This is a genomic window from Bifidobacterium callitrichos (assembly GCF_008698085.1).
Lineage (GTDB): Bacteria > Actinomycetota > Actinomycetes > Actinomycetales > Bifidobacteriaceae > Bifidobacterium > Bifidobacterium callitrichos.
This window is the reverse complement of record NZ_RZJP01000003.1, coordinates 322,422-346,232: the sequence shown is the minus strand read 5'-3', so window position 1 is coordinate 346,232 and position 23,811 is coordinate 322,422. Positions and strand designations below refer to the sequence as shown.

Sequence of the window (23,811 nt, the reverse complement as noted above, 5' to 3'; positions counted from 1 at the left end):
GAAGGGCACCAACGTGTTCGTACGTCTGTATCGAAATGATTCGATGGTTCATACGATCTGACTGTGATGGTACTCGCAAAATCGCATCGCTCTGAATTGCGCGTGTCGTGCGTTCGATAGGCGATATTCGTTGGAATTGAAGGGATTCTAGGAAAAACAAAGCGTGTTGCAAGGATTTGACTTCGCTGTTGAATCGATATAGAATCGCAGCGTTGCGAAAACAAAGCGAACCTCCGGAGGGTACTGCAGCCCCCCGAATCGTTTCGTAACGCAGACAACACAGTCAGCCTTTCACGTGGAAACCGGCCCGTACGGCGGCATGGGGAAGGGGAGACACTCCCGGACACAACGAGGTCGGGGGCAAGGAAAGGAACATCGATGACACGCAGAAGTGTGATGACGAAGGCGCTGGCGGCGATCTCGGCGATCGCGATGCTGGGCACGGTGGCGGCCTGCGGCGGCAGCAGCGAGCCGACGACCACGGAGGACGGCAAGCCGATCCTCAAGATCCTGGTCGTCAAGAACACCAACACCGACAAGACCACGAACATGCAGTGGGCTAAGGACCTCGAAAAGGAGGCCGGCGTCAAGATCGAGTGGCAGGAGGTCACCGATGACCAGTGGGGCCAGCAGAAGAACCCGTCGATGTCCGGCGGCGAAATCGCCGACATCTCCCTGCGCGCGTTCAGTCCGGATGATGCCGCACAGTTCCCGGATCTGTTCGAGGATCTCTCCGATGACATGGACAAGCTGCCGAACGTGAAGAAGTTCTTCGACGAGAAGCCGGATGCGAAGAAGCTCGTGGCCGATCCGGAGGGGCACATCTACAACCTGCCCTCCTCCCGCGGCAAGGCGTACTCCGGTTCGGGCCAGAACATGATGATCAACAAGGCGTGGCTCGACAAGCTTGGCCTGAAGGTCCCGACCACGTGGGACGAGCTGGAGACGGTCCTCAAGGCGTTCAAGGAGAAGGACCCGAACGGCAACGGACAGGCCGATGAGATCCCGATGAACATCCGCGCTCTGGATACCGGCGGCTTCGGCTGGTACAGCCCGATGCTGCTGCTCAACTCGACCGGCATCGTGACCGGCTACAACAAGGGCCCGAGCGCGCAGGGCATCTACGTCAAGGACGGCAAGGTCAAGAGCTACCTGGTCTCCGACGAATACAAGGAGGTCATCAAGTACTACAACAAGCTCATTTCCGAAGGGCTGATCCCGGCCGACTGGTCCACCAAGCAGGCGGACGCCTACTACGCCGACCAGACCAACGACGGCAAGACCGCGAAGACCGGCGTGATCTTCGGTTGGTCGCTGGCCGACTTCGGTGATATGCGTGATCAGTACGAGGCGATGCCGGTGCCGGCGGCTCCGGGCGTGTCCGCGGACAAGGTCGTGTGGGACGGCTCATCGAACGAGTTCGAGAACTTCAAGCTGTCCATCGCCGCCAATACGGCGAACAAGGACGCGGCGCTCAAGGTGGCCAATCTCCTCTACTCCGAGAAGTACTCCGTCCAGCAGTTTGCCGGCTCCTTCGGCGTGACGCTCACCGATGACGGCAACCACACCTACACCCAGGACGCCGACAAGATGCAGCAGCTCAAGGCCGACAACAAGATGCCCGCCTATGCCGACCGTCTCGCCGGCTGGATCCCGGACGAGGTGACCATCAACGGCGACTATGATGCCGAGGACATCCAGGAGGTCAACAAGGCGAACGAGGAGCAGCGCACGCACTTCGACCCGGTCAAGGACTACATGCCCGACTACGTGCGTCCGGACGCCACCGATGCGACCACGATCTCCAACAACAACACGCAGATCATGAACATCGCCATTCAGAAGGCCGCGCAGTGGATGGCCGAAGGCGGCATCGACGGCGAGTGGGACGCCTACGTCAAGCAGCTCGAAAGCCTCGGCCTCAACGACAACGTCAAGCTCTGGCAGAAGTGGTACGACACCTACACCAAGTGATCGCCACCCGAGTGACTTGTAACCATTCGGCCGTCCGCGGGTGATTCGCGCTCGCGGACGGCACGGGGCCGGACGGGAGACTTTTCTCCACACATAAAACCCGTCCGGCCCTTTCTCTTACACTTTCGCATCCAGATTCTTCAGCCATCAAGGAAAGCAATCACCATGTCTGCATCTCGTAAGACTGCGGCGACTACGGCTGCAGCACCGTCGGGCGACGGCGCGGTCGTCGTCGACAACATCCAACTCGCCAAGCAGGCGCCGCTCGGCGTCAAGATCGTGCGTCACTTCAAGCGCTACGGCGCGCTGTGGCTCATGAGCCTGCCCGCCATGTGCTTCGTCGCACTGTTCGCCTACGTGCCCATGTACGGCCTGCGCCTCGCGTTCTACAACTTCAACCCGCGCGAGGGCCTGATGGGCGGCACGTTCGCCGGATTCAAATACTTCAACCAGTTCTTCAAGTCCGGCATGTTCACGAACATCCTCGGCAACACGCTGCGCATCAGCCTGTGGACCCTCGTCATGGGCTTCATCTGCCCGATCATCCTCGCCCTGCTCATCAACCAGATCGGCTCGACGAAGATCAAGTCCTTCGTGCAGACCGTCACCTACCTGCCGCACTTCATCTCCACCGTCGTCATCGTGACGATGATCAACATCTTCCTCTCCCCGAACACCGGTTTGATCGGCCGTCTGTTCCCGGGCAAGAACCTCTTGGCCGACGCCGACCTGTTCACGCCGCTCTACTGGATCACCGAGGTCTGGCAGCATGTGGGCTGGAACTGCATCATCTATCTGGCGGCGCTCTCCTCGGTCGACCTCGCGCTCTACGAGGCGGCGAAGATCGACGGCGCAGGCCGTCTCCAGCTCATCCGCTACGTCGACATCCCGACCATTCTGCCCACCGTCGGCATCCTGCTCATCATGAACATGGGCAACGTGCTCAACGTCGGTTTCGAGAAGGTCTTCCTCATGCAGAACTCGATGAACCTGTCCGCGTCCGAGGTCATCTCGACGTACACCTACCGCATCGGTATTCTCGGCAACCAGTTCAGCTACGCGACCGCAATCGGTCTGTTCAATACGTTGGTGAACTTCTTCTTCCTGGTGTTGGCGAACATCATCTCGAAGAAGGCGTCCGACACGAGCATCTTCTAAGCCGCGAAAGGAAAGGCAATCATCATGACAAGTGCAACCGTGCAGCCGTCCCTCGCGCCCAAGGCCAGCTCGGACGACATCCCCTGGAACCCGAAGGTCCGTCAGCAGCGAACCGTCTCCGACTGGATCACCGACATCGTGATCTGGGTCATCCTCGCCCTCGTGGTCGTCGCGATCATCTATCCGCTGTGGTTCGTGATCATCGCGTCCGTATCCAACCAGGGCGCCGTCAACCAAGGCCGCGTCACGTTCTGGCCGGTCGGCTTCAGCCTCGGCGGCTATGAGAAGGTGTTCTCCGACGGCCGCATCTGGACCGGCTACCTCAACACGATCATCTACTCCGTGGTCGGCACCGCCCTGAACATGATCGTCACGATCCCGGTGGCGTTCGCGCTGTCCCGCCGCGAATTCAAGCCGCGCCGCGTGATCCTGTTCCTCTTCACCTTCACGATGTTCTTCGCCGGCGGCCTGATCCCGAACTACCTGCTTTTCAAGCAGCTCGGCCTGCTGGACAACTGGCTCGTGTTCATCCTGCCGACCGCCGTGTCCGTGTGGAACGTGATCATCGCCCGCTCGTTCTTCGAGACCTCCATCCCGGAGGACCTGCATGACGCCTCGCAGATCGACGGCCTCGGATACTGGGGCTACTTCCTGCGGATCGTGCTGCCGCTGTCCTCGGCCATCATCGCCGTGCTCGCGCTGTACTACTTCGTCGGCCACTGGAACGACTTCTTCACCGGCCTCGTCTACATCCGCGACTCCGACAAGCTCCCGCTGCAGAACGTGCTGCGTTCCATCCTGCTCGCGAACCAGACCGGCATGACCGGCCAGAGCTCCGGCGGCATGGACCTCCTCCAGCAGCGCGAGTTCGCCAACCAGATCAAGTACGGCGTGATCATCGTCTCCACCCTCCCGCTCCTCGTCCTCTACCCCTTCCTCCAGAAGTACTTCAACAAGGGTGTCATGATTGGTGCCGTCAAGGGCTGAGCCGTTAAGCGGGAAGCCCGGTGGGCTTCCCGTAGGCTCAGCCTGAGTGAGGCGAAAGCCGAGCGAAGGCAGCATTGAGTCCGGTCGAAGACCGGTCCTTAATTGCTGGACCAATAACTCTTGCCGGGGTCGATGACCGAACCGGAAGGCAATCTCTCTCCTTCCTGTCAACCGGTTCGGCCGTCGGTCCCGGCATCCCATTCGTAACCACATTGCAATCCACCTCGATCCTGACGGAACCAATGCGACGGCGGCACGTCCACCGTACGTTGACGCTAGGCTTTTCTCTTGGGAGGAGAGCTTAGGAGCATAGGGAAGGTATGGGAACATGGCTCCACAAGCTCAAGCAGCCACGTTCGACGAATACATCCAGAACTATCGACGCAACAGCGGTCATCCGATCCGCATCCTGCTGCACTTCTTCAAGGGCAGCGGCAGGGATCTGACCATCTCGACGATCGCGTTGATCGCCAAGCAGTCGCCGATGTGGGTCACGCCGATCGTGACTCGCAACATCATCAACTGCGCCACGGATCCGGCGTCGCATTCCGTCACGGAGATGGTGATCAATCTCATCATCGGCATCTTCTTTATCGCACAGAACATCGGCACCGCGTACCTGTACATCAGGCATTTCGGCAAGGTGAACAGGCTCATCGAACGGCGTCTGCGCGGCAGCCTCATCGCCAAGCTCCAGCAGCTGTCGATCCGCTTCCACACGGAGACGCAGTCCGGCAGGCTCATGTCGAAGATCATGCGCGACGTGGAGAACGTGGAGGTGCTGCTCGACCAGACCTACCGCAGCCTGCCGCTGGTGATCCTCGACATCATCATCGCCGTGACCGTCACCGCGGTGAGCAGTCCGACCGTCCTCGTGTTCTTCGCGCTGGCGATCCCGACCGCGATCTTCGCGATCTGGTTCTTCCGCCGGCCGATCCGCGAGTCCAACCACGACTTCCGCAATCAGATGGAGCGCACGCAGGCGGCCGTCGCCGAGATGATCGAGATGATCCCGGTCACCCGCGCCCACGGTCTGGAGAACGTCGAGATCCGCAAGATGGACCGCAAGCTCGAGTTCATCCGCTCCGCGGGCCTCAGGCTCGACATCATCAACATCGTGTTCGGCGCCACCAGCTGGGTGATCTTCCAGATCTTCCAGCTGCTGTGTCTGGGCTTCACCGGGTATCTCGCCTACCGCGGGCGGATCTCGGTGGGCGATGTGGTCCTGTTTCAGACGTACTTCACGCAGATCGTCAACGGCGTGTCCAACATGATCAACATGTACCCGCTGCTCACCAAGGGCGTCGAGTCGATCAACTCGATCGGCGAGGTGCTCCAGGAGGACGATGTCGAGCACAATCCGAAGCAGAACGGCGTCGAACCGGGCCGGCTCGACGGCGACGTCGAATGCCGGCATGTGGACTTCCGCTACAAGCCGGACCTGCCGCTCGTCCTCAACGACTTCTCGCTCAAGGTCAGGGCGGGGGAGTCGATCGCCTTCGTCGGCGACTCGGGCTCCGGCAAGTCGACGCTCATCAAACTGCTCATCGGCTTCGGCGAACCGGAGTCGGGAGCGGTGCTCGTCGACGGCATCGATTTGAAGCGCATGGACCTCGACGCCTACCGCAGCCAGATCGCCGTGGTGCCGCAGAACACGATCCTGTTCTCCGGCACGCTGCGTGACAACATCACGTACGGACTCGAGCACGTCGACGACGCGGAGGTCGATCGGATCATCGACGAGGTCGGTCTCGACGACGTGGTCGCCCAGCTGCCGCAAGGGCTCGACACGCTGATCGGCGAGCACGGCGGCACGCTGTCCGGCGGACAGAAGCAGCGCATCTCGATCGCGCGCGCCCTGATCCGCCACCCGCGCATCATCGTGTTCGACGAGGCGACCAGCGCCCTCGACTCGGTCTCCGAGAAGAAAGTGCAGCACGCCACCGAACGGATGATGGGCCATTGCACGACGTTCATGGTCGCGCACAGGCTGTCCACCATCCGCAACGCGGACCGCATCATCGTGCTCGAGCACGGGCGCATCGTCGAACAGGGGCCGTACGAGGAGCTCATGGCCGCCCGCGGCAAGTTCTGGCGGCTCAAGACCATGCAGGAGTAGCGGGAGATGACCTTCCCGAAGGTCCCTGCCGCAACCATCATCATCCACCGACCCACCATCACATCACACCATCACACCATCACAAGGAGAATTCGACATGGCCACTCTCAAAGGCGTCCAGCTGTTCCATGACACGGACGGCAACGTAGCCCAGCTCCACGGCATCGGCGTGCAGCGCTTCGGCGAGCGCTGGTACGCGTACGGCGAGATCAAGAACGACGGCAACCTCTTCCAGGGCGTCGCCTGCTACTCCACCACCGACTTCGCTCAGTGGCGTCACGAGGGCACCGTCCTGCCGGTAGGCGAGGAGGGCGAGATCTTCGGTCCGACCCGCATCATCGAACGCCCGAAGGTGCTGCGCCGCCCCTCGGACGGCAGGTACGTCATGTACCTGCACGTCGACGGCGAGGACAACTACTCGTACGCGCACATCGGCACCGCGATCGCCGACTCGCCGACCGGACCGTTCGAGTTCCTCTCCACGTTCCAGTTCCGCGGCTACGAATCGCGCGACATCGGCGTGTTCCAGGATGAGGACGGCACCGGATACATCCTGTCCGAGGACCGCCCGCACGGCACGCACATCTACCGCCTGTCCGAGGACTATCTGAGCGTCGTCGAGGACGTGGCTTGCCTCAAGGGCACCGACTACTGGGCGGGCTACGAGTCGCCGATCATGGTCAAGCGCGACGGCGTCTACTACTGGTTCGGCTCGCAGCTGACCGGTTGGGACTGCAATGACAACATGTACGCGACCGCCTCCGACCTGCACGGCCCCTGGAGCGACTGGCAGCCGTTCACCCCGGCGGGCTCGCGCACGTTCGACTCGCAGTGCGACATCATCGTCCCGCTCGACGGCGCCGATCAGTGGCACGCCACCCGCTTCCTCTACATCGGCGACCGCTGGAATCCGAAGGATCTCGGCAACTCGCAACTCGTCACCCTGCCCATCGAGATCGGGGAGGGCAAGGCCCTGCTCGAATGGCATGACGAGTGGGACAACCGCCTGTAGGGGTATCGCCCGTATATCCCGTATATCGGAGGGGAAAGAAGGATAGGAGCAGTCGATGGGCGTCATCTTCAACGGAGTCCCATGGTTCGACGACCGCGGCGAGATCGTGAACGCGCATGGCGCGTGCGTGGTGCGCGAGGAGGACACGTTCTACCTGTTCGGCGAGTACAAGACCGACGACAGGAACATGTTCAACGGGTTCTCCTGCTATTCATCGCGTGACCTGTCACGCTGGCATTTCGAAGGACTCGCCCTGCCCCGGCAGCAGTCGGGCAGGCTCGGTCCGGACCGCGTCGGGGAGCGCGTCAAGGTGATGCGATGCCCGGCGACCGGCTCCTATGTGATGTTCATGCACTCCGATGACCTGCACTACCGTGATCCCATGACGCTGGTCGCCGTGTCGGATTCGATCAAGGGCGAATACCAGATCGTCGGCCCGCTGCTGTGCGGCGGCGAGCCGATCCGCATGTGGGACATGGGCACGTTCCAGGATTCGGATGGCACCGGGTATCTGCTCACGCACGGCGGTCACGTCTATCGTCTGTCCGATGACTATCTGACCGCCGAGCTCATTCAGCCGGACAACCTCGAACCGTATGGGGAGTCCCCCGCGATGGCGCACGTCGGCGACACGTACTATCTGATCATGTCGCACCTGACCGGATGGGATCGCAACGACAACTTCTACCTGACCGCGCCCGATCCCGCAGGTCCTTGGACCTACCGCGGCAACATCGCGCCCAAGGGAAGCGATACGTGGGATTCGCAGAGCTCGTTCGTGTTCCCGCTGCACACCGGACACGGCGACGAGCTGATCTATATGGGCGACCGCTGGTCGTTCCCGCATCAGGCCTCGTGCGCGAGCCAGGTCTGGCTGCCGTTGAGATTCGAATCGTCGCACGAATCCGTCGAGATCATGGATGCCGGCCCGTCGGCTTCGATCGAAACGGCGGACAGCAGCGGATCCGTCGCCGTCGATGCCGATCCCCGCAATCGACCGCTCCTTCCGCAATATGCCGAGGCGTGGGACAGCACCACCGGCGAACCGGTTCCGCTGGCCGGTGATCCGCTTGATCTGCGCCTGTGCTCGAATCGGCGCGGCGACACGGTGACGGTTCGATTCGCCGCCGCGGACGGAGTCCGTTTCGCGCTATTCGGCCATCGTGGCCCCGACTGCGGCGTCGGACGCATCGAGCTACGCGACGATAACGGGGAGACGTGGCATGCGCAACTGCTCGACACCTACGCCCAACACTCCTACGACGGGCCGCTATTCATCAGCGAACCGCTGTCGGACGGCAACTACACGGTCACGGTGACGGCATTGGGGGAGACGGGCCTGTGGATCGAGAAAAGCGGTCGGCGGCTTGGAGGGACCGACGCGTTCTTCAATATCAGTCAAGTGCGAATGGTCCGGGTATGACCCTGTCCGACGAGTCCGAGGCGTATGAACCCCGCGCATGAATGGCGAGAGGACAAGGAATCGGGAAGGAAAGGAGCATGACATGGTGAACAAGTCGGTAGCACAGTATCCGGGGCGCAGGATGGTGCGTGGCAACGGCATCCACGGTGATGGAGGCCCGTACGAGAGCATGTGCATGGTCGAGGATTCGCTGGCCGTCACCGGTGCCGTCGACGGTCAGGTGCTGGCCACGCGCGTGCGTGACGCCGGCGACGGTCGGATCGCGATTGAGGTGACGCTCGACCATTGGAAGGATCCGTACACCGGCGAACGCTCGAACGTCGCCGACGTGGCGCTCGTATACCACACGCAGCCGTGGTCGAGCGTCGAATACGGCCGGGACGTCATCGCCGTGGAATCCTCCGACCCGATCGCGCAACTGAACGCGATCCGCGACTACCGCACGCCGGTCGAACTGACGCTCGTCGTCGCCGACCGCGCGTTCGACGGAGACACCGAATTCGTCCGCATCCCCGTGATCGTGCGCGTCGTGGTGCTCGACACGCCGGTGCGCATCAGTGGCGAACGCGGGGCCGAACAGCGCGGAGTCGGCGCGACCAGCCCGACCGGCGAGGTCGGCTGGCGCTATTTCGCCGATCCGCAGATCGTCGCATACGACGGGCGCTACTATATCTTCCCCACGACCGACGGCTACGCGGATTGGGGCGGCTGGCAGATCCACTGTTTCGTCTCCGACGATCTGACGTCATGGCGTGATCTCGGCGTGGTCGTCGATCTCAAGGACCAGCACCTCGACGGTTCCGGTCGCACCGATATCCTGCCGGATCGCACCACCTGCGCGTGGGCGCCCGGATTCGCGATCCGTGACGGTCGCTTCTACCTCTACTTCTCCGGTCATGGCAGGGGCTCGCGCACCAACCAGACGAACGTCGCCGTCTCGGAGCGCATCGATGGCGGCTACGAGCTGCAGCCGATGGCCGGGTTCGACGAGGACGGCGTGGTCGCGGGCGATATCGACCCGGCCGTGTTCGAGGACCCGCGTACCGGCAGATGGTGGATCACCTGGGGCCAGAGCCCCGGCATGTACGCCGAACTCAACGACGACATGATGTCCATCAAGCCGGGCACGCTCGTTGAAACGCAGGCGACCCGCGGCATCCGCGAGGGATCGTACCTGCACGCGCGCCGCTACAAGGGCGTGTGGACGTACTACTACACGTATTCGATCGACGATACGAGCAGCGAATGGTACCGCATCGCCTACGCAACCGCCCCGAGCATGGAGGGCGACGGATCCCAGTGGACCTACCGCGGCGAGATGCTCGTCCAGGACGCCTCCAAGGGCATTCGCGGCACCGGTCATCATTCCATCATGCAGGTGCCCGGCACCGACGACTGGTACATCGCATACCACTGCTTCCTTGACGATGCGATGCGTCCGCGCGGCATCGACCGATACAGCGGACGACAGCTCGTCAACGGCAACAAACGCGAGGTGCGCATCGCGAAATTCACCTACACGCATCCCGATGACGCGGCCGTGGCCGCCGGCGAAGTGCCGCTCATCAATGCGGTGCCGGTGACCTACGAGGGGCCGAAGCCGCAGCGGTACACGGCGTGAACCGCATCAGGCAACACAGGCAACCAACAACATAACCCCAAGAACCAAAGGACAGGGAAACAACCATGTACGCACTCGGCAGCAACTCCCCGGTGACACCGGCGTACGCCGACACCAAGGCCATGACCTCCCAGCTGGCAGACGTATCGATCCGATTCTCCGCAGACCCGGAGGGCATGGACTGGCTGCGCCACGACCACCCGTACGCCGCCGTGAGCGCGCCGGCCGGCATCCAGTCCACCGTCCACATGATGCGCGACGGCGACACGATCGTCACCACCATCCTGCTCGGCAACGCCACCGCCAAGACCATCAGCGCCGCGGTCGGCGACATCGGCATCACCATGCCGCTCGAGGACCGATACTGGGATGAGACCGGCGACTATTCGATCGAACGTCACTGCAACGCGCACCTCTTCTGCGGCGGCACCTGCAGTTGGATCTTCGCCCTGCGCATGAGCGGCAAGGCGCCGCATCTGGGACTCGTCCTGACCGAGGGCGCGCTCGCCGACTACAGCGTCAGTCGCGACTTCAGCCACTACAGCAACGATCGCGGATGCTTCGTGCTGCATCCCGAGGCGATGGAGTTCGCCCCCGGGCAGACGCGCACGATCTCATGGACGATCTTCCCCTGCGACTCGCGCGAGGACTTCCTCGATCAGGCCGCGTCCCGCAGCCGGTTCATCGACGCACGCTGGAACTCGTACGTCACGTTCCCCGGCGAGACGGCCGTACTGCACGTCCACCCGTCGTTCGTGCTTCAGCCGGGCGAGACGGTCACCGTCAACGGACTGCCGGCCTCCCCGGACGGGGACGGCGGATACCTGTTCTCCTACACGCCCGACGACGCGGACGCGCTCACGCATGACGCCTACCGCGACCGGATCGGCGAGCACCGTTTCATCGTCCGTGCCGGTGACCGAACGGTCACGACCCGCGTGTTCGTCTCCACACCGATCGACCGACTGATCGCCGAACGCGACCGCTTCATCGCCGACCGCCAGCAGTATCGCGGGCAGGACGAGCATCTTAGGGGCGCGTACCTGCCCTACGACAGCGAGGACGGCGCGCAGTACTACTACGCGGGCGACGACAACGGCGGCATCGTCAACGACTACAACGCCGGACGCGAGCGCGTCGGCATGGGACTGCTCCTCGTCGCCTCACTGCGGGCGTTGGGTGACGGAACCCTCGTGGACGATGCAGCTCAGCGCGAAGCCGCCGAGCTGCGTGAGAGGCTCGCCGACAGCCTGCGCGACTACCGCGCGTTCGTCGAACGCGAACTGGTCGACACCGCCACCGGCGAGGTGTTCAACGACTCCCCGAGGGACAACGCCTATCGCCGTCTGTACAACGCGCCCTGGTATGCCGAACTGTACGTGGAGCTGTGGAAGCTCGACGGCGACGTCGAGGATCTCAGGATCGCCTGCCGCATCCTTGAATGGTTCTACGCGCAGGGGTCGTTCCGCTTCTATCCGATCGAACTGCCGATCCTCGCGCTCGAACACGCGCTCGACGAAGCCGGGGAGGCGGATCTGCACGACGAGATGCGCGACCTGTTCGTCCGTCACGCGCGCGAACTCGCAGGACTCGGGCTCAACTACCCGAAGCACGAGGTCAACTACGAGCAGTCGATCGTCGCCCCGGCCACGAGCGTGATCCTGCAGACCGCCGCACTGACCGGCGATCGTGCGCTGCTCGACGCCGGATTCGAACAGCTGCACGTGCTCGACCAGTTCAACGGATGCCAGCCCGACGCGCATCTCAACGAGGTCGCGATCCGCCACTGGGACGGCTTCTGGTTCGGCAAGCGCAAGCAGTACGGCGACACGTTCCCGCACTACTGGAGCGGACTGACCGGCGACCTGTTCGATCTGGCCGCCGATCTCATGGACGACGGCGAGCGGTCGGCGGCGTACCGCCGTCGTGCGGACGCCTCCCGCAAGGCGCTGCTGCAGCTGTTCTTCCCGGACGGCACCGCCTCCTGCGTCTACGTGTTCCCGTTCTCCGTCAACGGCGAGCGCACGCACTTCGCCGATCCGATGGCCAACGACCAGGACTGGGCGCTGTACTTCATCCTTCGCCACAGGCTCGACGCCGAGTGACGTCATCAATCCAACCAACGGCATCGAAGACAACCGTTACGGACGGTAGAGAAAGGACACCGATCACCATGGCCGACACACCGACCTTCGCCGACCGCCTCGCCTCGCAGGGCGGCATGCTCTACGGCGGCGACTACAACCCCGAACAGTGGCCGGAGGAGATCTGGCACGAGGACATGCGTCTCTTCCATGAGGCCGGCGTCAACGAGGTCACCCTCAACGTGTTCTCCTGGGCGCAGCTGCAGCCCAGCGAAGACGAATACGACTTCTCCAGACTCGACCGGATCGTCGAGACCGTCACCGACGCGGGGCTCTCGATCGTCATGGCCACCTCCACCGGCGCACTGCCCGCATGGATGGCCCTGCGTCACCCCGACGTCAACCGCGTCGACGAGAAGGGGCGCAAGATGCGCCACCGCGAACGCCACAACGCGTGCATCAACAGCCCGACCTTCCGCAGGTACTCGGCGGCGCTCGCCGGCAAGCTCGCCGAACGCTACGGGCATCTCGACAATCTCGTCGCGTGGCACGTCGGCAACGAATACGGCGGCATGTGCTGGTGCGACACGTGCGCCGAACGGTTCCGCGACTGGCTCAAGGCGCGCTACGGCAGCATCGAGGCCGTCAACGAGGCGTGGAACGCGGCGTTCTGGTCCCACACCTACCACAGCTTCGACGAGATCTTTCCGCCGAATGAGCTCGGCGACATGACCAGCTGGGGCGGCAAGGCCATTCTCGGCGGCTATTCCCTCGACTACCAGCGCTTCTACGGCGAGTGCGTGCTCGAGTCGTACAACGAGGAGAAGGCCGCGATCCGCCGCTTCGATCCGGTCAATCCGGTCACCACGAACATGATGGGCACGTACCCGACCTACGACTACTTCCGCTGGCGCGACAGCGTCGACGTCGTCTCATGGGACTCCTACCCGCGTCCCGACGCCCCGGCGGCGGACGTGGCCATGAACCACGAGCTCATGCGCGGCGTTGGTGGCGGAAGGCCGTTCATGCTCATGGAGCAGACGCCGAGCCGGCAGAACTGGATGGCGTACAACACGCAGAAGCGTCCCGGCCAGATGCGCGAGCTGAGCTGGCAGGCCGTCGCCCACGGCGCCGATACGGTGCAGTTCTTCCAGCTGCGTCAGAACCGTGCCGGCTGCGAGAAGTTCCACGGTGCGCTCATCGGCTCCGACGGCACCGATCGCACTCGCGCGTTCCGCGAATGCGCCGAACTCGGCGCCGAACTGAAGCGCGTCTCCGGCCGCATCCTCGGCAGCCGAGTGGCGCCGGCGAAGGTGGCGCTCGTCTTCGACTGGCAGTCGCGCTGGGGCATCGGCCTGTCCGCGGGGCCCACGATCTCGATGGACTACGTTGCCGAAGTGCGCCGCTGGTACGCCGAACTGCACCGCCGCAACATCCCGGTCGACATCGTCGGCCCGTACGACTCGTACGATCGCTACGACGTGGTGCTCGCACCCTGCCTGTACATGATGGACGACACGCTCGTCTCCCGTCTGCGTGCTTTCGTCGAGGGCGGCGGGCGACTCTTGCTGACCTCGCTGAGCGCCCTGGCCGACGAGCACGACAGCCTCTACCAGGGCGAGATCCCGGTGCCGCTGCGCGATCTGGCCGGCGTGTGGGTCGAGGAGACCGACGCGCTCGACCCGGCGAAGACCGTCGTGCCGCTGCGGTTCGCGGACGGCGCCGGCGACGGGACGGCGGCGACCCCGAACGGCCGCGTGCTATTCGACATGCTCGAGGCCGACGAGGGCACGCAGGTGCTCGCCACCTACGGCACCCAGTACTACGCCGGCACGCCCGCCTTCACGTTCCGCCCGAGTGCGGGCAACGGCGGCGTCTTCTACGCCGCCACGTTCCCCGACGAGACGGCCATGCCGCTGTTCATCGACCGGATCCTGAACGGCACCGCCGTGTCCGGCCTGACCGCCGAACCGCTGACCGGCACGCCCGTCGACTCCGTCGCCGACATCGCCGCGCCGGCCGACGACACGCCGGTCACCATCGAGGTGACCCGCCGCGTCGCCGACGACGGCACGACGTTCACGTTCGTCCTCAACCCCGCGTACGCGACCGTCAGCGTCGACCTGCCGCAAGAGCTCGCCGGACACGATTTGCTCACCGGCACCGACATCGCCGCGGGACCCCTCACCCTCGCCCCCTACGCCGTGCTCATCCTCGAAACGGCATGAGCGCCGTGATCGCATCGGCAACAACGCAACACGCAGTGACAAGGACATGACAGCAATGACAGTGACACTTGACGGACGATCCACCGTGATCTGGCGCGACGGGACGTTCCCCGACACGCCTGAGCCGGTCCAATACGCGATCGAGGATCTGGAACATGACCTGCGCACGGCGTTCGCATCCGGTACGCCGGCCGCCGATGATGCGCCGGCTGCCGGCGACGCGTCGGTGACCATCGCCGTGCGATACGACCGCGCACTGGACGACGAACAGTACCATGTCACGGTCGATGACGCAGCGAACGAGATCATCGTCTCGGGCGCCGACGATCTGGGCTGCATATACGGTCTGTACGCGATCAGCAGATCGTGGCTCGGCTTCGAGGACTTCTGGTTCTGGAACGACCAAAGGCCTGCGGTCCGCGATCGCCTCGTTCTGGACGCCGATGCGAGACTCGACTCCAGTCCCGCGGCCGTACGCTATCGAGGCTGGTTCGTCAACGACGAGGTGCTCATCGTCGCGTGGAACATCCGCAACGACAACGAGCTGACCTGGCGCATGGTGTTCTCCACGCTTCTGCGCTGCGGAGGCAATCTGGTCATCCCCGGTTCCGGGCAGAACATGGAACCGCATTGGGATCTCGCGCGACGCATGGGCCTGTACGTCAACCAGCATCATGCCACGCCCCTCGGCGCCCGACTGTTCTCCGAGGCGTATCCCGGCACCAGGGCCCGCTGGCCGGAGGATCATGACAAATACGAGGCGCTATGGCGCGAATCGATCGAACGGCAACGTGGATCGAAGGTCGTGTGGACGCTGGGTCTGCGCGGCAGCTCCGACGGCCCGTTCTGGGGCGATGACCCGCGCCACGTCACCGACGAGGACCGTGGGCGCGTGATCTCCGAGGCGATCCGCGACGAATACGATCTCATCCGCGCATCGGATCCATCCGCCCCCGTCTCCACCTACCTGTACTCCGAGGCGCTCGAACTGTACCGCAAGGGGCTGCTCGACATCCCGGACGACGTGATCAAGATCTGGGCCGACAACGGGTACGGCCGCATGATGGTCAGGCGCAACGGCAACTGGGATCCACGCGAACCGGCCATGCCGTCCGCCGACGATCCGGGAGCCAACGGCATCTACTACCACGCCTCGTTCTACGATCTGCAGGCCGCCAACCACATCACCCAGCTGCCCGAATCGCCCGACGACATCGCCCGCGAACTGGCGGCGGTGCTCGCGAACAACGGCAACGCGCTGTGGGTCGTCAACTGCTCGAACGTCAAACCGCATGTGCTCACGCTCGACCTGATCGCCCGCATGTGGCGCAACGGACCGGATCTCGACGTCGACGCCTTCCTCGACGACTACGCCCGTCGCTACTACGGCGAGGAATCCTCCTCGGCGGTGGCACGGCTGATGCGAGGCTACTGGGATGCCGCCGCGGGCTTCGGCGACCAGTGGGACCAGAAATGCGGCGAACAGTTCTACAACTATCTGCCGCGCATGATCGCCACGCACTACCTGTCCGGAAACCGTGACGAGGAGAACGACCTCGCATGGCTGGTGCGCGGAGGATTCTCCGACCAGATCGCGTACGTCCAAGGCATCTGCGATGCGGCGTTCCCACGCTACGACCGGCTTGCACGCGACTGCGAGCGGGCCGCGCTCGACGCCGAGGATCATGGCGATGCGCATGCGGCGCGACTCATCCGCGACACGATCGGCCTGCAGGCGACGATCTATCGGGAGAGCATCCACGGCACCACGCTGGTGTGCACGGCGGTCGGCGAGGCGCTCGCCGGCGACTTCAAGCACGCCTTCTACCACGCAGGACTGGCGCGCGAACGATTCGAGGCCGGGAACGCGGCAATGCGCGCACGCGAACACGACGTGTGGCAGGGCTACTGGGCGAACGACTGCCTGACCGATGTCAAGTTCTCCGCACAGGTGTGCGCCACATTGATGGCGTATCTGCGCAATCGCGGCGACGGACCTCACTACTTCCGCTGGAAGCATGAGTTCTGCTATGCCGAGCAATGGCGTGACGTGATCGTCGTGCTCAACATGGAGAACCACGAGACCGACGAGGAGATGTTCCAGGCGATGAAACGGGTCTGGGGCGAAGAGTAGCGGTAACGACGACGGGGAATCACGACGGGAATCATGAACGGTAACGCGAGTGCCACCGGTGAAGGCGGCGGCAGTAGTAACGACGATAGCGGCAGCGAGGCGTTGCATAGGGCGACGTCATCGTCCCAGAAACATGCGATCACGATGCGGCAGGCGCTTGGCTACGGCATCGGCGACTTCTACGGCGGCGGCCAGTTGACGCTCATCGCCACGTACCTGTCGTTGTTCTGGACGCGGTTCTGCGGCATGGACATCGCGACCTCGCAGTCGGTGATCGGCATGAGCGCGCTGGTGAGCGCGGTGGCGGCTCTGTTGTTCGGCGTGCTCGACGACAATCTGTACCGCTACGACGTGGGCCGGCGGTTCGGACGCCGCCGTCTGTTGCTGATGATCATCTCGCCGCTACTGCTCACCGGCGTGTTCCTGTGGGTCCCGGGACTGCCGATCGCGGCCTACGCCGGCATGTACGTGATCTGGGTGGTGCTCGCGCAGGTGTTCGCCACCGCATACAATCCGCTGCCGGGGGAGATGACGACCGATTTCACCGGTCGCACGAAGCTGTCGACGGTGCGTCTGTTCGTGTCGACCGGCGCGGCGACGCTGATCCCGCTGGCCGGCAGTGCGGTCCTGTCCGTGACGGGCGAGGACCGGCCGACCGGGTACATGATCTTCACGATCGCGACGACCGTGTTGTTTGCGTTGGCGGTGTTCGCCGCATGGCGGTTCACGTGGGAGCTGACGCCGGAACAGGCCGGTTTCGGCGCCTACGCGCGTGGCGAGGTGCGTGACGGGCACATTGGTCTGGCGCGGTGGATGCGGCGCGCGGTCAAGGTGTTGCACGAGTACGCGACGACGCTTCGGGTGAAGGAGTTTCGCAAGCATCTGGCGATCTATCTGATGGTGCAGGTGTCGATGGACGTGTTCGGGCAGACGTTCGTGTTCTTCGTGGTGTTCGACTGGGGGAGTACGGCCGCGTTCGCCTCGCTGCTCTTGGGTTGTGCGGCGGTGTCGCTGCCGTTGATGCCGCTGTTCGGCATGGGCATGACGAAGCTGGGCCCGCGTCGCATGTACGCGATCAATTTCGCCGGGTGCCTGTCGGGCGTGGCCGGGCTGCTGCTCGTGTGGGTGCTGGCGGGGCGTGTGCCGGGGCCGGTGTGGACGGTGGTGGCGGTGGCGGCCTCGTTGTGGTTCTTCGCGTTCAAGTCGCTGTGCGGGTATCTGCCGTGGGCGGTGTTCCCGTACATGGCCGACGTGGATCAGGTGGTGACGCGTCGCTACCGGTCGGCGACGTTCTCGGCGATTCAGGCGTCGTTCCGTCAGCTGTTCTCGGGGTTGGCGACGATCCTGGTGGGTGTGGTGCTGGGGGTGGTCGGGTTCGATGCGACTCGGTCGGTGCAGTCGCCGACGGCGCGGATCGGCGTGGGTGCGGTGCTGTTGGACTGGTTCGGGGTGTCGATGATCCTGTGCTGGCTGATCTCCGCGCATTTGAGGATCGACAAGAAGACGGATGGCATGGTGCTCTCGGAGATCGACCGTCTGCAGTCCGGCGGCCGCAAGTCGGCCGCCGACAAGGAGACCCGTCGCACGATCGAGAAGCTCACCGGCATGCCCTACGACCAGGTCTGGCTCAACGGCGGCCGGTGACCTCGGTCCTGTCATCGGGGGGTGCCATGGTTTGGAGACCGTCGATCCGGTTCATAGACCGTACGTTCCTCGTGGTCGGGGACGGTGTGACTCCGATGAGCGTACGGTGGGTCGGTCCTGGATGCGGGGTGATCCCGGCCGGTGTACGTTCCTTGTGGCCCGGGGTGGTGGATTGTGGTGAGGCGTACGCTTGTCGTGGCCTGGGACGGGGATGTCTCGATGGGCGTACGGTGAGTCGGGCTGAGCGTACGCCCATCGGGGTGATGCCGGTTCTGTCACCCGTATTCGTACGCTGACTCCGTCCTGGCGTACGAATACGGGTGATGGAATAGATATGGCCACCGGGAACGTACGCTGAGCATAGGGCGGCGTACGCAGAATGGGAGTCGGGCGACAATAGTCACCGGGAACGTACGCCGGATATGAAGCGACATACGCAAAACGGGGGTAGACGGTGGGCGGCCACCGGGAACGTACGCCAGTCGTCATGTGATCGGATGGACGATGCCGGCGGAATCCTTCCAGCCCCTTGTCGAACGTGTACATTTTCATGGGGGAGACGGTGGTCCTGCATCGACCTCCTGTCAGCTCCCCCGTGCCGGGGGTCCGATCCGGAACGGTTCTGAGGGGTGTTCGATGCGGGAATTGGGATGCCGTCGGCGTAATGAAGTAATGAATAGTAGGAACGGTATCCGTCGATGACAGTGTAGGGAGCGGTGAGATATGGCGAGGAGCACGGGGCATTCCCGTCCGGTGATCAAGGACGTCGCGCGTCTCGCCGGGGTGTCCGCGCCGACCGTCTCGCGATACCTCAACGGCACCGTCAAGGTCTCCGAGGACAAGCGCGAACGCATCGCCAAGGCCATCAAGCAGCTCGGGTACGAGCCGAGCGTCGTCGCGCGCGCCCTGTCCAATCAGGAGATGGACACGGTCGTCGCGTTCGCCGCGAACCCGTCCTCCTTCTCCACTTCCGAGACGAATCACGGCGTCGAGGCGGCGGCGCGCAGGCGACGCTTCCTGCTCAACATCGTCTCGCTCGACGAATCCGACATGGATTCGGTCGAGCAGCGCGTGCGGATGGGCCTGTCCGTCCGCCCGGCCGGAGCGGTGGTCTACCTGTACGACAAGGCCGGCATCAAGGCGCTCGACTACATCCCGAAGGATCTGCCGCTCGTGGTCGTCGGCGGCAGCTTCGGCGACGGCGACTATCAGATCGTCAACGCCGAGCGCGAGGGCGGGCGATGGATGACGATGCATCTGCTCGACCTGAAGCACAAGACCGTGTTCCATGTGGCACGTCCGGCGGGGCCGAACGACAACACGCGCACCAACGGCTGGCGTGACGCGCTGGAGGAGCGCGGCGCGACGATCCACGAGCCGATCATCGTCTCTCCCGACGATCTGGAGGAGGCCGTCGAGGCCGGACGCCGGCTCGGCGAACGCGACGACGTGACCGCCGTGTTCGCGGGCAACGACGAGACCGCGATCGCCGTGATCAAGGGATTGAGGGAGTCGGGGCGGCAGATCCCGGACGACGTGAGCGTGGTCGGCTTCGACGACCAGCGGTTCGCGCCCCTGTGGCAGCCGGCGCTGACGAGCTACAGCCAGAACTTCCTCGAAATGGGGGAGCGCGCCTTCCGCATGCTCTACGAGCAGGTCAGGGCCAAGCGCGAGGGGGCCGATGCGCCGCAGCCGCGCGTCGAGGTGGTCGAGGGCCGTCCCTGCCTGCGCGGCTCCGAAACCGAATACGTCCCCTGGGAGTAGAGCCCCTTCACTAGGACGAGCTGGCCCGCGAAGCGGGTCTGAGGGGTAGTCGCGGCGGTATGGACGATAGGTATCTCGAGCGCAGCAAGCCTCGTTAAAAGCAATCGTTTACCGTTTACATGGTCGCCGGAAGGCGGCCATTTTTCGTATATGTGTGGCGTTTCGTGTGATTTGCGCCACGTCATTCGGTGATGTATAGTGCACATTAATGGAAAGCGCTTACCGAACATGGTGAGCACGAGGGCCAGAACAACGCAACGTCAAGGACACGTGACTGCAAAGCCGCAATCAGCGAAAGGACACGAAAGAACATGGCAGACAAGACCATCGGAATCATCCTCAACGGCGCGACCGGCCGCATGGGCTACCGTCAGCACCTGTGCCGCTCCATCCTGCCGATCATCGAGCAGGGAGGCGTGGAGCTGTCCGACGGATCGCACGTGCAGCTCGACCCGATCCTCGTCGGACGCCACGAATCCAAGCTCAGGGAGGCTTCCGAGAAGCATGGCGGGCTCAAGTACACCACCGACCTCGACTTGGTGCTCGCCGATCCGCACTACCCGCTCTACGGCGACTTCCTCGTCACCTCCGCGCGCGTCGAATCCCTGAAGAAGGCCATCGCCGCCGGCAAGGACATCTACACCGAGAAGCCGCTTGCCGAAACCTACGAGGACGCATGCGAGCTCGTGCGTCTCGCCGAGGCCAAGGGCGTCAAGACCGGCGTCGTGCACGACAAGCTCTTCCTGCCCGGTCTGTTGAAGCTCCGCCGCCTGATCAAGTCCGGCTTCTTCGGACGCATCCTCTCCGTCCGCGGCGAATTCGGCTACTGGGTGTTCGAAGGCGACTGGCGCGAATCCCAGCGCCCCAGCTGGAACTACAGGAAGGAGCTCGGGGGCGGCATGATCTCCGACATGTTCCCGCACTGGAACTACGTGATCGAAGGCCTGTTCGGCAAGATCAAGACCGTCTACGCCGAGGCGAAGACCGAGATCCCCGAGCGCGTCGACGAGAAGGGCAACACCTACCAGGCCACCGCCGAGGACGCCGCCTACGCGATCTTCGAGCTTGACAACGGCATCACCGTGCAGATGAACTCCTCCTGGAACACCCGCGTCTACCGCAACGAGCTGCTCGAGTTCCAGATCGACGGCACCCGCGGCTCCGCGGTCGTCGGCCTGTTCGGCGCCGAAATTCAGGTGCGCGACGCCACCCCGAAGGCGTTCTGGAACCCGGACGTTCCGGACCCGCACAAGTACATGGACGGCTGGCAGGAGATCGGCACCGACGAAACCTATGAGAACGGCTTCAAGGCGCAGTGGGAGGAGTACATCCGCGCCCTCGCCGAAGGCGCCGACTACCCGTACGACTTCGCCTCCGGAGCCCGCGGCGTGCGTCTGTCCGAGCTCGGCTATGAATCCGCCGCCAAGGGCGCCAAGGTGATCGTGCCCGAAGGCCGCTACTGATCGTACCGATCCCGTCTTTTGACAAAGAGCCTTCACGAAAGGACCTACACATGGCAACATTCACACTGATCGACAAGTCCGGCGAGACCAGCAGGGTCGGGGCGAATCCGGCCCCGGCGTTCGCGAAGCCCACGCAGCCGCTCACGTCCCGTGTGGCCTACGCGGCCGCCCACGTCGTGCCGCTGGCGTGGGCCGACAACACGCCCGGACGGCCCGCCGAGGTCGACTGGGAGTCGACCATCGGATTCCGTCGCATGGTGTGGTCGTGGGGGCTCGGCGTGGCCGACTGCATGGACACGGCCCAACGCAACCTCGGCATGGACTGGGCCGCCACCGCCGAACTCATGCGCCGCTCCGGCGCCGCCGCCAAGGAGTACGCGGCCAAGGAGGGATGGGGCCGCTCCGTCGCCGACCTCGTGTCCGTCGGCGTCAACACCGACCAGCTCAAGCAGGGCGGCGACTACACGCTCGCCCAGATCGTCGCCGCGTATCTCGAACAGCTCGACGTGTGCGAATCCGCCGGCGACGGCCCGGTCATCATGTGCTCGCGCCACCTGTGCCGCACCGCCAAGAGCCCGGCCGACTACATCAAGGTCTACGACGAGGTCATCGGCGCCGCCAAGAGCCCGGTCATCCTGCACTGGCTCGGCGAGGTGTTCGACGCCCAGCTGCACGGCTACTTCGGCTCTCCCGACTGGCGCGAGGCCTCCCGCACCGTCCTGACCATCATCGAGCACAACCCCGGCAGGGTGCGCGGCGTCAAGATGTCGCTGCTCGACGCCGACTCCGAACGCTACATGCGCGCGATGCTGCCCGAAGGCACGATGATGCTCACCGGCGACGACTTCCACTACGTCGACCTCATCAAGGACGCCGAACAGGACGATCCGAAGCACGGCGGCCGCGCCGTCATGCACTCCAACGCGCTGCTCGGCGCGTTCTCCGTGCTCGCCCCGCACGCCTCCGCCGCCATCCAGGCGCTCGACAGGGGCGATGAGGCCGAATACCTGCGCATCCTCGAACCCACTCAGGCGCTTGCGCAGCAGGTGTTCGTCCATCCCACCGAGTTCTACAAGACCTCCGTCGCGTTCATGAGCTGGCTCAACGGCCATCAGAGCGCCTTCCAGATGGTCGGTGGCCTGCAGTCCGCGCGCAGCCTGCCGAACCTCTCCCACGTGGTCGAACTCGCCAACGCCTGCGGCGCCTTCGAGCACCCCGACCTCGCCACCGAACGCTGGAACGCGCTGCTCGCGATCAACGGCATCAAGTGAACTGAACGCCTGAAAGGACATCAATCATGAAAGGACATCAGTCATGACCAATCCGATCCTCTCCATGAATCAGGCGACGATCAAATACGCCGACCTCAAAGAGACCCTTGACACGCTCACCGCCGCCGGATACCGCAGCGTCGGCCTGTGGCGCGAGCCGGTCGAGGCGGTCGGCCTCGACACGGCCGTCAGGATGGTCGCCGACTCCGGCCTCAAGGTCTCGACCATGTGCCGCGGAGGTTTCTTCACGATGCCGGAGGGCCCTGCACGCCGCGCCTCCATCGACGACAACCGCAAGCTCATCGAGGAGACCGCCGCCTTCGGCTGCAAGGTCCTCGTCCTCGTCGTCGGCGGCCTGCCGGAAGGATCCAAGGACCTGATCGGCGCCCGCGAACGCGTCGCCGACGCGCTCTGCGAGCTGGAGCAGGACGCGCTCGACGCCGGCGTCACGCTCGCCATCGAGCCTCTCCACCCGATGTACTGCACCGACCGCGCGTGCGTCTCCACGCTCGGCCAGGCGCTCGACCTCGCCGCGCCCCTCGACCCGAAGGCCGTCGGCGTGACCGTCGACACGTTCCACATCTTCTGGGATCCACAGGTGCTCGACTCCATCGCCCGCGCCGGCCGCGAGGGCCGCATCGCCACGTATCAGGTGTGCGACTACCGCACCCCGTTCGAGAAGGACGTGCTGCTCTCCCGCCACTACATGGGCGAGGGCGTCATCGACTTCAAGAGCCTGACCGAAGCCGTCGCCGCCACCGGATGGCGCGGCGACATCGAATGCGAGATCTTCAACCAGGCCGTCTGGGACACCCCGTTCGCCGAGGTCGCCGCGAAGGTCTCCGACGCCTTCGACAGGGAAGTCGCCCCGTACTGGCCGGAGCACTGATTGTTCGTTACGCATCGCGCGCCAACTAAGGAAGCGCGCA

15 protein-coding genes are annotated in these 23,811 nt (G+C 64.2%); all 15 read left to right on the top strand.

The window, feature by feature from the left end; all coding sequences use genetic code 11:
* Positions 1 to 378: 378 nt before the first annotated feature.
* A complete protein-coding gene (locus tag EMB92_RS08455; protein ID WP_150394505.1) occupies positions 379 to 1,974 on the top strand; it encodes a type 2 periplasmic-binding domain-containing protein in 1,596 nt (531 codons plus the stop codon).
* A 165-nt stretch (positions 1,975 to 2,139) separates the two neighbouring features.
* Entirely contained in the window at positions 2,140 to 3,132 is a 993-nt protein-coding gene (locus EMB92_RS08450) for an ABC transporter permease (RefSeq protein WP_150394504.1), read from the top strand.
* A 24-nt stretch (positions 3,133 to 3,156) separates the two neighbouring features.
* Positions 3,157 to 4,119, top strand: coding sequence for a carbohydrate ABC transporter permease (locus EMB92_RS08445; protein WP_043165208.1), 963 nt, complete (start codon positions 3,157 to 3,159; stop codon positions 4,117 to 4,119).
* Between the two features lie 328 nt (positions 4,120 to 4,447).
* Positions 4,448 to 6,238 (top strand): ABC transporter ATP-binding protein, encoded by a 1,791-nt coding sequence (locus EMB92_RS08440; RefSeq protein WP_150394503.1) that lies wholly within the window; start codon positions 4,448 to 4,450, stop codon positions 6,236 to 6,238.
* Positions 6,239 to 6,335: 97 nt separating this feature from the next.
* A complete protein-coding gene (locus tag EMB92_RS08435; protein ID WP_150394502.1) occupies positions 6,336 to 7,250 on the top strand; it encodes a family 43 glycosylhydrolase in 915 nt (304 codons plus the stop codon).
* A gap of 55 nt (positions 7,251 to 7,305) precedes the next feature.
* Positions 7,306 to 8,673, top strand: coding sequence for a glycoside hydrolase family protein (locus EMB92_RS08430; RefSeq protein ID WP_150394501.1), 1,368 nt, complete (start codon positions 7,306 to 7,308; stop codon positions 8,671 to 8,673).
* A gap of 82 nt (positions 8,674 to 8,755) precedes the next feature.
* A complete protein-coding gene (locus EMB92_RS08425) occupies positions 8,756 to 10,294 on the top strand; it encodes a family 43 glycosylhydrolase (protein ID WP_223847644.1) in 1,539 nt (512 codons plus the stop codon).
* A 65-nt stretch (positions 10,295 to 10,359) separates the two neighbouring features.
* Positions 10,360 to 12,399, top strand: coding sequence for a hypothetical protein (locus EMB92_RS11510; RefSeq protein ID WP_190973619.1), 2,040 nt, complete (start codon positions 10,360 to 10,362; stop codon positions 12,397 to 12,399).
* A 68-nt stretch (positions 12,400 to 12,467) separates the two neighbouring features.
* The gene (locus EMB92_RS08420) at positions 12,468 to 14,606 is read left to right on the top strand and encodes a beta-galactosidase (protein WP_190973618.1); all 2,139 of its coding nucleotides are present in this window, start codon (positions 12,468 to 12,470) and stop codon (positions 14,604 to 14,606) included.
* Positions 14,607 to 14,661: 55 nt separating this feature from the next.
* On the top strand, positions 14,662 to 16,740 hold the full coding sequence (locus tag EMB92_RS08415) for a glycosyl hydrolase 115 family protein (protein ID WP_190973617.1): 2,079 nt from the start codon (positions 14,662 to 14,664) through the stop codon (positions 16,738 to 16,740).
* A gap of 33 nt (positions 16,741 to 16,773) precedes the next feature.
* The gene (locus EMB92_RS08410) at positions 16,774 to 18,384 is read left to right on the top strand and encodes an MFS transporter (RefSeq protein ID WP_190973616.1); all 1,611 of its coding nucleotides are present in this window, start codon (positions 16,774 to 16,776) and stop codon (positions 18,382 to 18,384) included.
* Between the two features lie 723 nt (positions 18,385 to 19,107).
* Positions 19,108 to 20,148, top strand: a complete 1,041-nt coding sequence (locus EMB92_RS08405) for a LacI family DNA-binding transcriptional regulator (RefSeq protein WP_150394498.1) — start codon at positions 19,108 to 19,110, stop codon at positions 20,146 to 20,148.
* Positions 20,149 to 20,459: 311 nt separating this feature from the next.
* Positions 20,460 to 21,611 (top strand): Gfo/Idh/MocA family protein, encoded by a 1,152-nt coding sequence (locus tag EMB92_RS08400; protein ID WP_150394497.1) that lies wholly within the window; start codon positions 20,460 to 20,462, stop codon positions 21,609 to 21,611.
* 50 nt (positions 21,612 to 21,661) lie between these two features.
* Positions 21,662 to 22,882 (top strand): DUF993 family protein, encoded by a 1,221-nt coding sequence (locus tag EMB92_RS08395; RefSeq protein ID WP_150394496.1) that lies wholly within the window; start codon positions 21,662 to 21,664, stop codon positions 22,880 to 22,882.
* A 43-nt stretch (positions 22,883 to 22,925) separates the two neighbouring features.
* The gene (locus EMB92_RS08390) at positions 22,926 to 23,771 is read left to right on the top strand and encodes a sugar phosphate isomerase/epimerase family protein (RefSeq protein WP_150394495.1); all 846 of its coding nucleotides are present in this window, start codon (positions 22,926 to 22,928) and stop codon (positions 23,769 to 23,771) included.
* Positions 23,772 to 23,811 lie beyond the last annotated feature (40 nt).